The organism is Pseudomonas sp. PAMC 25886 (assembly GCF_000242655.1).
In the GTDB taxonomy this organism is placed as follows: Bacteria; Pseudomonadota; Gammaproteobacteria; order Pseudomonadales; family Pseudomonadaceae; genus Aquipseudomonas.
Map to the genome: position 1 here is coordinate 68851 of NZ_AHHC01000070.1, position 11398 is coordinate 80248.

Annotated in this window: 9 protein-coding genes; 6 read left to right on the forward strand and 3 right to left on the reverse strand. The window is 62.2% G+C overall.

What is annotated here, in order from left to right:
• Positions 1-56 precede the first annotated feature (56 nt).
• A complete protein-coding gene (gene nadC, locus MUM_RS0124170; RefSeq protein WP_010175009.1) occupies positions 57-905 on the reverse strand; it encodes a carboxylating nicotinate-nucleotide diphosphorylase in 849 nt (282 codons plus the stop codon).
• A 282-nt stretch (positions 906-1187) separates the two neighbouring features.
• Between nadC and MUM_RS0124175 the strand changes: the two genes are divergently transcribed.
• The 5 genes from MUM_RS0124175 to MUM_RS0124195 all read left to right on the forward strand — a co-directional run bounded on the left by MUM_RS0124175 (position 1188) and on the right by MUM_RS0124195 (position 7542).
• Positions 1188-3347, forward strand: coding sequence for a DUF1631 domain-containing protein (locus tag MUM_RS0124175; RefSeq protein WP_010175011.1), 2160 nt, complete (start codon positions 1188-1190; stop codon positions 3345-3347).
• 61 nt (positions 3348-3408) lie between these two features.
• Positions 3409-3972, forward strand: a complete 564-nt coding sequence (ampD, locus tag MUM_RS0124180; RefSeq protein ID WP_010175013.1) for a 1,6-anhydro-N-acetylmuramyl-L-alanine amidase AmpD — start codon at positions 3409-3411, stop codon at positions 3970-3972.
• Complete coding sequence (gene ampE / locus MUM_RS0124185) at positions 3969-4805, forward strand: regulatory signaling modulator protein AmpE (RefSeq protein WP_010175015.1); 837 nt, start codon at positions 3969-3971, stop codon at positions 4803-4805. Before ampD ends, ampE begins: the two co-directional genes overlap by 4 nt.
• Positions 4806-6285: 1480 nt before the next feature.
• Entirely contained in the window at positions 6286-6990 is a 705-nt protein-coding gene (locus MUM_RS1000000135110) for a methyl-accepting chemotaxis protein (protein WP_443216247.1), read from the forward strand.
• 120 nt (positions 6991-7110) lie between these two features.
• Entirely contained in the window at positions 7111-7542 is a 432-nt protein-coding gene (locus MUM_RS0124195) for a hypothetical protein (RefSeq protein ID WP_029616075.1), read from the forward strand.
• On the opposite strand, the gene MUM_RS0124200 is transcribed toward MUM_RS0124195, so the two are convergent.
• Together MUM_RS0124200 and cra are read right to left on the reverse strand one after the other, a co-directional pair.
• A complete protein-coding gene (locus MUM_RS0124200) occupies positions 7489-8265 on the reverse strand; it encodes a TatD family hydrolase (protein ID WP_010175020.1) in 777 nt (258 codons plus the stop codon). The genes MUM_RS0124195 and MUM_RS0124200 overlap by 54 nt on opposite strands.
• Positions 8266-8270: 5 nt before the next feature.
• Positions 8271-9266 carry a catabolite repressor/activator gene (cra, locus tag MUM_RS0124205; RefSeq protein ID WP_010175022.1) on the reverse strand — a complete coding sequence of 332 codons (996 nt, stop codon included), beginning with the start codon at positions 9264-9266 and terminating at the stop codon, positions 8271-8273.
• A 293-nt stretch (positions 9267-9559) separates the two neighbouring features.
• On the opposite strand from cra, the gene fruB reads away from it, so the two are divergent.
• The coding region (gene fruB, locus MUM_RS0124210; protein WP_010175025.1) for a fused PTS fructose transporter subunit IIA/HPr protein at positions 9560-11398 on the forward strand (1839 nt) is incomplete at its 3' end.

Sequence of the window (11398 nt, forward strand, 5' to 3'; positions counted from 1 at the left end):
GCAGCCCAGCGGGGGACAAGCCCCCTCGCCACATAGGTGTGCTCCTGCGGGTTACTTTACAGACTCAGCCGCATCGACAAATCCACCGCCTTCACATCCTTGGTCATCGCTCCGATGGAGATGTAGTCCACACCGGTTTCAGCGATGGGCAGCAGGGTGCTTTCGTTAATCCCCCCACTGGCTTCCAGCTTGGCTTTGCCGCCGTTCAGGCGCACGGCTTCGCGCATGTCATCCAGGCTCAGTTCATCGAGCATGATGATGTCGGCGCCCGCCGCCAATGCTTCGCGCAACTCCTCCAGGCTTTCCACTTCGATTTCCACCGGCTTGCCCGGGGCGATCTTGTGGGCGGCGCTGATGGCCTGGGCAATGCCGCCGCAGGCCGCGATGTGGTTTTCCTTGATCAGGAACGCGTCATACAGGCCGATGCGATGGTTGTGGCAACCGCCGCAGGTCACCGCGTACTTCTGCGCCAGGCGCAGGCCGGGCAGGGTCTTGCGGGTGTCCAGCAGCTTGACCTGGGTAGACGCGACAAAGTCCGCCAAATACTGGGCGCGCGTGGCAACGCCTGACAGCAGTTGTAGAAAATTCAGCGCGCAACGTTCGCCACTGAGCAGCGATCGAGCCGGGCCTTCCAGGTGAAACAGCACCTGGTTCGGGCTGACGCGCTCGCCGTCGCGCACCTGCCAATGCACAGCAACGCGCGGGTCCAGCTGGCGAAACACCGCTTCCACCCAGGCCGTGCCGCTGATAACGGCGGCATCGCGGGTGATGATCGTGGCCTTGGCCAGGCGTTCGGCCGGGATCAGTTGTGCGGTGATATCCCCACTGCCGATGTCTTCCAGCAATGCGCGACGCACGTTGGCTTCGATTTCGGCGGTCAGGTCGGCTAGACGAAGATTGGGCATAACAGGCTCCACAAACAAAGTGCCTGGATTATAGGGGCAGGGCGGGCCTTAACCCAAGGCAGCAGGTGCCATTGACGCGGCGTGCGGTGCTCATTTACACGGCAGTCACAGAGTTTGCTGGCGCAACAACCCCCATTTGCAAGATAATCTCGCGCCTTGCAATTGGCGTCATAGCTTTGACGTCGCAGTGATGGTCCGATTTTCGCAGTGCTCCGGGGCGTTTTGCTCCGTGACTGCACCGATCTTTCACAACATCGAATACCGCCGTTTCAGGAGGCCAGGATGCACAATGACGGGAAGGTGGTGCCGATCAATAAGGCACGGGCGACGCCGTCGCCGCTTGCCCGCCTGCCGGTGGTGTTGCTCCAGGTCCGTGACAAGGCGGCACAGCAGCTCAAACAGGGGCTGCAGGAGCTGTTTGATAACGCTGACGACACCCTGTTCGAAATGGCCGACAAGACCCGCAGCAACGTCGACCACGGTATTTTCTTTGAAGCCATGCGCGATCTGCGCCTCAAGCGCAAGAATTTCGAGCGCGGTTTCATGGAGCAGCTCTACGAGGCGTTTGCCAACCTTGGCAATGTGGAGCGCGGCGAGCTGCAACTGATTCCGGTGGTGTCCTACACGGCGGTGCCCGGTGTCTCGGGTGACGAACTGGAAAAAGCCGTCGCTCTGGAGGCCATGCTGGGCAAGGTGCTGCGCCGGGACGGCCTGGCCCTGGGGCAGTTGACGGCCCGACTGGGCGCGTTGCTCGACAAACGCCTGGATGATCGGGATAACCCCCTGGGCCCGGCGATGTTGTGCGCGTTCTTTCTGCAGGCAGGGCGCAGCCTTGGCGTGGAAATCCGGGTCAAGCTGATCATTCTCAAGCTGTTTGAAAAGTACGTGCTCAGTGACGCCGATCTGTTATACGGCGAAGCCAATCAATTATTGATCGCCACCGGCGTATTGCCTGAACTCAAGGCCGTGCCGTCGCGTCGCGCCGTTGCCACCGCGGATTTGCCCGAAGACGCCCCGCCCATCGCCAGCCATCCCGCCGACGACAGCGGGCAGGAAGTCTTCGCGGCCTTGCAGGAGTTGCTGTCTGCGGTGCGCGGCAGTGTGGCGCCCACCCTTGAGGCCAGCGCCGAGACCCAGCCCATTTCCACCCGTGACCTGCTGCGCCTGCTCTCCCATTTGCAGCAATATGTGCCTGCGCCCGAGGTCGAGGATGATTTCGACCTGCGCAACCAGCTTGAACAACTGCTCACCCGGGTCAGCGTCAAGAGTGGCAAGTCGCGGGTGGTGGAGGACGCGGACGAGGATGTGATCAACCTGATCGCCATGCTCTTCGAGTTCATCCTCAATGACGGCACGGTGCCCGAGTCCCTCAAGGCGTTGATCGCCCGGCTGCAGATTCCGATGCTGAAAGTGGCGGTGCTGGACAAGAGCTTCTTCAGTCGCGCCAATCACCCGGCGCGACGCCTGCTCAATGAAATCGCCGCAGCAGCCATGGGCTGGAGCCGCCGCGACGACTATCAGCGCGACAGCCTGTACCTGCACATCGAGCAAGTGGTGCAGCGGTTGTTGAACGATTTTGTCGATGACCCGGCGATTTTTTCCCAACTACTGACGGAGTTCACCGCGTTTACCCATGACGAGCGGCGCCGCAGCGAGTTGCTGGAGCAACGCACCCGTGATGCGGAAGAAGGGCGCGCCCGTACCGAAATCGCCCGTCAGCGAGTGGCCGAGGCCCTGAATCAGCGGCTGCTGGGCAAAGTGCTGCCCGAGTTCGTGGTGCAGTTCCTGCAGCAGGCCTGGAGCCAGGTACTGTTGCTGGCCTGCCTGAAGCACGGTGAACACTCGCCGCAATGGGCGGCCGGGCTGCGCACCATGGACGAGTTGATCTGGAGTGTCGGCCTGAGCGAACACACCGAAGCCGGCCGGCACTTGCTGGAGCAGTTGCCAGGCCTGCTCAAGGCCTTGCGCGACGGCTTGAGCGGCGCGGCGTTTGATCCCTTCATCACCCGGGAATTTTTCACCCGGTTGCAAACCCTGCATGTCCAGTCATTCCGGGGCAACGCCGACGACCCGCCGTCGGTGTCGCAGATCGAGGTACGCGAGGCGTTCGTCCTCAGCCCTGCAGCACCGGCTATTACGGTGAGCCTGCCGGAAGATGATCCCGACCTGCTCAAGGCCCGCCAATTGCGCGTCGGTTGCTGGGTCGAGTTCCAGGAAGACCCTGAAAACACCCTGCGCTGCAAGCTGACGGCGATTATTGCGCCGGGCGATACCTGTATTTTCGTCAATCGAACCGGCCTTAAGGTTCTGGAGAAAAGCCCGGTCGAACTGGCGTTGGAGTTCAAGCGCGGCGCGGTGCGAACCCTGGATGATGCACTGCTGTTCGACCGGGCCCTGGCCTCGGTGATTGGCAACCTGCGTCAACTTCATCGCGCCAAGTGATCGCAACCGGGCAGTGGAACGCGGCATACTGAGTCACCCCAGCCTCGTTCAAGGAACCTGTATGCAGTTGGACCCCGCCAGCGGTTGGTGCCAGGGCATTCGTCATTGCCCCTCGCCCAACTTCAACGAGCGCCCCGGTGGCGAGATTTCCCTGTTGGTGGTGCACAACATCAGCTTGCCGCCTGCGCAATTCGCCACCGGCAAGGTGCACGAGTTTTTCCAGAATCGCCTGGATGTCACGGAACATCCCTACTTTGAAGGCATTGCCGACCTACGGGTTTCTGCGCATTTTCTGATTGAGCGTGATGGCGCGGTGACGCAGTTTGTCTCGTGCCGGGACCGGGCCTGGCATGCCGGTGTATCAAGCTTCGAGGGGCGTGAGACGTGTAACGACTTTTCCCTGGGGATCGAGCTGGAAGGCACTGACGACCTGCCTTTCACCGATGCCCAGTATCAATCCCTGATCACCCTGACGCGCCAGTTGCTGGCGGCGTACCCGGGCATTACCCGCCAGCGCATTTGTGGCCATAGCGATATCGCCCCGGGACGCAAGACCGACCCCGGACCCGCTTTTGATTGGGCGCGCTTTCGCAGCGCCTTGCAGGATGGAGGACACGCACAATGAGTTTTCTGGTGTTGGTGCTGGCGGTATGGATCGAGAAATTCTCGGCCCTGCGCCAGCGTATTCAACGTGATGGCGGTTGGCTGCGGGAACTGGCCAAGCTGGAATCGAGCGCCAGCCTCGGCAAACAGCCCTGGCTGATCCTCGCGCTGCTGGTGCTGTTGCCGGTGGCCTTGCTCGCGCTGTTGCTGCTGGTGCTGGAGCCAGTGGCGTATGGCCTGTTGGCGCTGCCGGTGCACTTGCTGGTGGTGATCTACAGCCTGGGCCGTGGCGATTTATTGGCCGGGTTGGGACCGTTTCGGGATGCCTGGCGCCGGGGTGACCTGCAAGCGGCCGAACATGTGGCCGAGCGCGACTTGAGCATCAGCGCCGACAGCGGGGAGCAGTTGCTGGAAAGGGTCCAGGGCCATCTGCTGTGGCAGGCCTACCAAAGTTTCTTCGCGGTGATTTTCTGGTATTTCCTCCTCGGCCCGGTGGCGGCCCTGGCCTACCGGCTGCTGGCGCTGGCGACCGAGAACAGCCAGAACCCGCTGGTGGCCGAGCGCGCCGGGCAATTGCGCCACGCGTTCGACTGGTTGCCGGTACGCCTGCTGGCGGCGAGCTTTGCCCTGGTGGGCAACTTTGTGGCGGTCGGCCGGGTGATGCTGCATGAGCTGCTGAGCTGGGACATCACGGCGGCGCAACTGGTGGACAAGGTCGGCCTGGTGGCCGCTGAAATCCCGCCGCCGGTAGTGGGGCCCGAGGGTATCAACAGCCTGGATCGAATCTGGGAATTGCTGCTGCGCGCCGCTGTGCTGTGGTACGCCGGCTTCGCCATCTGGACCGTGCTGCCCTGATCGACACCGGCAGGCGCGAGCCACTCGCGCCTGCCGTTAACCTTAAGTTACAAACCTCCTTTTCGAATTGAGCTATACAGACAGAGCGCCAAATAGTGGCTATCTGCCGCCGCCCTGCGCCCTCAATAAAAATAAAAGAAAAGGGAGTTCACCTGTGAAGAGCTTGCTCTATCCCGCCGTCGCGTTCATGAACCGCCTGACCTTCGGCATGAAGTTCAGCCTTATCAGCGTGCTGTTCCTGTTGCCGATGCTGGCCACCAACTATTACCTGGTGCGCGACTCCTGGCGTGAATTCCAGGGCACCCGCGTCGAGTTGCAAAGCCTCGACCTGCTGACCAGCAGCCTGGCCCTGCGCCGCGACCTGGAAACCCTGAACAACCAGGTGCAGATCAACGCAACCCTCGGCCAGTCAGGCAAGGCCGGCGATATCGAAAGCAAGATCGGCGCCCTCGAACAGAGCCTGCTGCAGCGCCTGCAAAGCTTTCACGCCCTGTCCACCGACCCCGAGCAGGCCGCCGCCTTCGACGCCAAGCGCGATGAAATGATCGCCGCCTTCAAGGCCCAACAACAGGAAACCTCGCTGCTCAGCAAAAGCGCGCTGATCGGCAAACTGCTCAACAAGGCGCAGATGCTCAGCCAGATCATCGCCAGCCAGTCGGGCTTGAGCCGCGACCCCCAGGGCGATCTGCGTCAACTCAGCGAACTGATCACCAGCGTCACCCCGCAAGTCACTCAAACCCTGGGCGAAGGCCGGGCGATGGGCGCGTATTCGTTGGGCCAGGGCTTTCTCAACTCATCTTCCAGCACCCGCTTTGATGAATTGCTGCAGCAATTGGAGAAGCTCCAGGCCGAATACGGCCTGAAACTGCAAGATGCTCTTGGCGCCAGTAAACCCGCTCATGCCGCCCTGGCGAGCCTGGCGGACGCGAGCCGGGCCAGCCTCAAGCAAGGCAGCGAGGTGTTCGAAGAACGCGTGGTGATGGCCGAAACCCTCGACGCCCCATGGCAAGGTTTCTACGACGAAGTCAGTGCATTGATGGCCAAGACCTATCAGCTCGACGAAGCCACCCTGACGTTTCTCGAACAACAGTTGGAGCAGCGCCTGTCAGAAAACCGCACGCACATGATCGGATTGGTCGCGGCCCTGGCGTCGGTGTTTTTGCTGATCTTCTACCTGTACGCCGGCTTCTACGCGTCCACCCGCACCACCCTGCGCCGTCTCGGAGCGATGATGGACAAGGTGGCGGCGGGCGACATGACCGTGACGTTCGTTGCCCACAGCCGCGACGAGCTGGGGGATCTGGGCCAGGTGTTCAACGGCACCGTGGCCAAAATCCATGACTTGATCGAGCGGGTAGGGCACACCGTCAACCAGGTAGAACACCAGGCCGGGCAAGTGGAGTCGGTCTCGGCCAGCAGCAACCAGGCCGTGTCCGGCCAGCGCAGCCAGATCGAACAAGTGGCGACCGCCATGAACCAGATGTCGTCCACCGCCCAGGAAGTGGCGCGCAGCGCGGCGGCGGCGGTCAGCAGCGCTCACAGCGTCAACGATGAAACCGTCAGCGGCCGCGGCCTGGTGCAATCCCAGCAAGGGAGCATTGCGGCATTGGCTTCGGAGATCGATCAATCGGTGCGCGTGATCAACCAGTTGGCCATCGACAGCCAGTCCATCAGCCGCGTGCTCGAGGTGATCAAGAGCATCGCCGAACAAACCAATCTGCTGGCGCTGAATGCCGCCATTGAAGCTGCGCGCGCCGGTGAGCAAGGGTGCGGTTTCGCCGTGGTGGCCGATGAGGTGCGCACCCTGGCCCGGCGCACCCAGCACTCCACCGAAGAAATCGAGCAGATGATCGCCAAGCTCCACAGCGGCGTCGGCGCAGCGGTGAAGGCCATGGGCACCAGCCACGAGATGGCCAATGGCACGGTGGGGCAGTCGGAAAAGGTTCAGCAGGCCCTGGAAAATATCCTCGGTGCCGTGGGCATGATCGTTGACCAGAACCAGCAGATTGCCGCCGCTGTCGAGCAGCAGACCGCCGTGGCCCACGACATCGACCAGAACATCGTCGAAATCAACCGTGCCGGTGAACACGCAGCGCAGGGCGCACACCAGACCGAAGAGGCCAGCCGGCAATTGTCGTTGCAAGTGATCGAGCTGAAGCAGTTGATCGGTGCGTTTCGGGTGTGAGGTTTGGCTGTAGGATTTCTTCGTAGGTGGCGTGGCACTTGTCTTGTTTTTGGCGTTGATCTTTTCCGGCTGCCAAAATGGGCGAGAATTTGTGCCATCCATTTTCGCGGAGGTTCGGTTATGACCGCTGCCATTGTCGGCGTCAGAGGGCATTGCGTCCTGTGCAAGGTGTCCTTTGAGCTCAAGCCCTGGCAACTCAACGCCATTGCCATCAACGAACCTTTTGAATGCCCGTACTGCCACAAAGGTGTGGAGCCGAGTTGCCCCAAACAGTTGAAGCAGTTCAAGTCCCTGGACAATCTTGGCCTGCTGCGTCCGAGCATGATCGTGCTGACCAGCGCGGCGCTGCTGGTGGCGCTGGTCGCCGAGTGGATAGGGCTGATCAGTGTGGCCGGGCAGCTCAATGTCTCGCTGATGGCGGTACTGATTTACTTCATGACGTTGCGCTATGCCCGTCACCGGCAGCGGATGACCCTGACACTGCGTGAGGTAAAACCCCTACCAATTGAACAGCTCGCAGGTATTGCGAGTGCTCGCCTCAGCCAACACTGAAGGGCTGATGCCCATGCGCTCCGCCAGTGCGGCACAAATGTCCGGCAGGTGTTCGGGGCTGTTGCGCTGGCCGGGGTACATCACGGGTGCCATGTCCGGTGAGTCGGTTTCCAGCACCACGGCTTCCAGCGGCAAGCGTGCAATCACCTTGTGCATGCGCAGGGCCTGGGGCCATGTCGCCGCGCCGCCCAGGCCCAGTTTGAAACCGAGCTTGATGTACTCGCGGGCCTCTTCATGGCTGCCGGCAAACGCGTGAATGATGCCGCCCCGTGGCAGGCGAATGCGCTTGAGCGTGGCGATCACGGCGGCGTGGCTGCGACGCACATGCAGCAGCGCCGGTAGCTGGAAATCCACCGCCAGCTTCAGCTGTGCTTCAAACAGCACTTGCTGGCGTTCGCGGTCCAGCTGTTCGAGGAAATAATCCAGGCCGATTTCCCCCACGGCGCACAGTTGCCGGTGGCCGCTCAGGCGGGTCAGCCAGTCGCCCAGTTCCGTCAGGTCGGCGGGGCGATGGTCATCGAGGTACACCGGGTGCAGGCCGAACGCGGCGAACAGACCCGCGTCTGTTTGCACCAGGTTCCACAGCCGTTGCCAATTCTGCTGATAGACCCCCAGCACCACCAGCCTGCGCACGCCCAACTCGCGGCTGCGGCTCAGGACTTCGCCGCGGTCGGCGTCGAAGTCCGGAAAATCCAGGTGGGTGTGGCTGTCGATCAGCTCCACACCGCTTACTCCGAGTGAATCCGCTGCTTGAACGTGCGGCCGATGGCATGCACGCCAGGCTGGTAGTGCTGCTCTTCAATGGCCGCCAGCGCCAGGCGCAGCGCGGTGTCGGCGATCAATTGATGCTGCTGGGCCATGGCATTCACCGGCAGCGGCAGGAAATCCAGCAACTGGGTGTCGCCAAACGTGCCGAGGCGCAGAGGGCGGGATTTGAGCGGGAAGTCATGCAACGCATCAAACACCCCTTGCAGCAGGACGTAGGACGTCGTCACCAGTGCGTCAGGCAAATGCCCCAGGCTTTGCAGCAATTGCTCCATCAGCTGTCGGCCACAGTCGCGACTGAAGGCCTCGCCCTGTTCGATCAGCACTTCACCGCCGAAGTCTTTCAGCGCTTCCTTGAAGCCGGCGGCACGTTCCTGGCTGATGCTCAGCTCTGGCCGCGCACCGATCAACACGATCTGCTTGGGCAGCGGTTGCAGCAGGCTGCTGGTCAACTGTTGGCAGGCCTGGCGATCATCACTGACCACCGAGCAAAACTGCGTAGACTCCATGACCCGGTCGATGGCGATGACCGGCAAGCCCTTGGCTTGCAGCTCGCGGTAGCTGTCGTCGCTGGCCGGCAGGCAACTGGCAACAAACAGCGCATCGCAACGGCGGGCGCGGAACAGTTGCAGCAATTGCCGCTCGCTGTCGGCGTCGTCGTCGGAGCTGGCGATCAGCAGTTGATAGCCGCGCGCCCGGGCGCCTTGCTCCAGCAGCTTGGCAATACGAGCGTAACTGGGGTTTTCCAGGTCCGGCAGGATAAAACCCAGGGTACGGGTGTGCCGGCTGCGCAGCCCGGCGGCCTGGGGATTGGGCGTAAAGCCATGTTCTTCAACCACGGCGCGCACCCGTTCGACGGTTGCGCTGCTGATCCGTTGCTGTTCGGCCTTGCCGTTGATGACGTAGCTGGCGGTGGTCACAGACACACCGGCAATGCGCGCGATATCACTGAGTTTCAAACCGGGATTTCCTTGTTTTTTAGAGCTTGCCCCGACATTTTGTCCAATCGTAACCGATTACTGCAGCCGACCATTGTCGCAACTCAACAGCCGAGTGGCTCTTCAATCATGCGTAATTAACGCGTAATCTGCCATAAATTCTAGATTAAACGTTTCAGCAAGCGTATTTTTACGATTATCGCGACGAACGTGGTCCTGCCAACTGACCACTCAGTCAATTTATTCGAACGCCTTTGCACTGATTTATTCAAAATAATACCTAGTGCGCCCGCCGCACTAACTAGGAGAACGGCATGCTTGAGCTCACCCACGAGCAGATATCCATGGGCCAGACGGCTGTGGATAAGTCTGCTGCCTTGCAACTGCTCGCTGAAAAACTGGTGGCCGATGGCCTGGTCGCCGAGGGTTACCTCAGTGGCTTGCAAGCGCGTGAAGCCCAAGGCTCGACCTTTCTCGGCCAAGGCATCGCCATCCCGCACGGCACTCCCGAAACCCGCGACCAGGTGTTTGCCACCGGCGTGCGCCTGCTGCAATTTCCCGAAGGTGTGGATTGGGGCGATGGCCAGATCGTCTACCTGGCGATCGGCATTGCCGCCAAATCCGATGAACACCTGCGCCTGCTGCAACTGTTGACCCGCGCCCTCGGCGAGACCGACCTGGGCCAGGCCCTGCGCCGCGCCAGCTCCGCCGAAGCCTTGCTGAAACTGCTGCAAGGTGCGCCGCAGGAGCTGGCGCTGGACGCACAGATGATCGGCCTGGGTGTGTCGGCAGACGATTTCGAAGAGCTTGTCTGGAGAGGCGCACGCCTGCTGCGCCAGGCCGATTGCGTGAGCAATGGCTTTGCCGCCGTGCTGCAACAAGTCGACGCGCTGCCCCTGGGCGATGGCCTGTGGTGGCTGCACAGCGAGCAGACGGTCAAGCGCCCCGGCCTGGCGTTTGTCACCCCGGACAAACCCATGCGTTACCTGGGCCAGCCTTTGAGCGGCCTGTTCTGCCTGGCCAGCCTCGGTGAGGCGCACCAGACCCTGCTCGAACGCCTGTGCGCCTTGCTGATCGAAGGCCGTGGCCAGGAACTCGGGCGCGCCACCAGCAGCCGCGCCGTGCTGGAAGTGCTCGGCGGTGAGTTGCCGGCCGACTGGCCAAGCGTGCGCATCGCCCTGGCCAACGCCCATGGCCTGCACGCACGCCCCGCGAAGATCCTCGCGCAGTTGGCAAAAAGTTTTGACGGTGAAATTCGTGTGCGCATCGTTGATGGCGACGTCAGTGCGGTGTCGGTAAAAAGCCTGAGCAAGCTGCTGAGCCTCGGCGCCCGTCGTGGTCAGGTGCTGGAGTTTGTCGCGGAACCGGGCATTGCCGGTGACGCCTTGCCTGCCTTGCTGGCCGCAGTGGAAGAAGGCCTGGGCGAAGAAGTCGAGCCGCTGCCGGCGGTCAGCGCTCAACAGGCTGTGGTCGACATCGAACCGGTGATCAGCGCGCCAGTGTCCGGCAGCCTGATCCAGGCCATCGCCGCCGCCCCCGGCATTGCAATTGGCCCGGCGCATATCCAGGTGCTGCAACCCTTCGAGTACCCGCTGCGCGGCGAGTCGCCGGTGATCGAGCGCCAACGTCTGCACGCCGCGTTGACCGACGTGCGCCAGGATATCCAGGGCCTGATCGAGCGCAGTAAATCCAAGGCCATCCGCGAGATTTTCATCACCCACCAGGAGATGCTCGACGACCCGGAACTGACCGACGAAGTCGAGACCCGTCTCAGGCAAGGCGAAAGCGCCGAAGCGGCCTGGATGAGTGTGATCGAAGCCGCCGCCAAACAGCAGGAATCGCTGCAGGACGCCTTGCTCGCCGAGCGCGCTGCCGATCTGCGTGACATTGGCCGCCGCGTGCTGGCGCAACTGTGCGGCGTCGAAACGGCCCAGGAGCCCGATGAACCCTACATTTTGGTGATGGACGAAGTCGGCCCATCGGATGTGGCGCGCCTGGACCCGGTGCGCGTCGCCGGCATCCTCACTGCCCGTGGCGGCGCCACCGCCCATAGCGCCATCGTCGCCCGTGCCCTGGGGATTCCCGCGCTGGTGGGCGCAGGCCCTGCCGTGTTGCTGCTGGCTTCCGGCACGCCGCTATTACTCGATGGCCAG

Coding starts and splice junctions, on each gene's coding strand:
- nadC (WP_010175009.1), bottom strand. CDS start 905: ATGCCCAATCTTCGTCTAGCCGACCTGACCGCCGAAATCGAAGCCAAC.
- MUM_RS0124175 (WP_010175011.1), top strand. CDS start 1,188: ATGCACAATGACGGGAAGGTGGTGCCGATCAATAAGGCACGGGCGACG.
- ampD (WP_010175013.1), top strand. CDS start 3,409: ATGCAGTTGGACCCCGCCAGCGGTTGGTGCCAGGGCATTCGTCATTGC.
- ampE (WP_010175015.1), top strand. CDS start 3,969: ATGAGTTTTCTGGTGTTGGTGCTGGCGGTATGGATCGAGAAATTCTCG.
- MUM_RS1000000135110 (WP_443216247.1), top strand. CDS start 6,286: ATGTCGTCCACCGCCCAGGAAGTGGCGCGCAGCGCGGCGGCGGCGGTC.
- MUM_RS0124195 (WP_029616075.1), top strand. CDS start 7,111: ATGACCGCTGCCATTGTCGGCGTCAGAGGGCATTGCGTCCTGTGCAAG.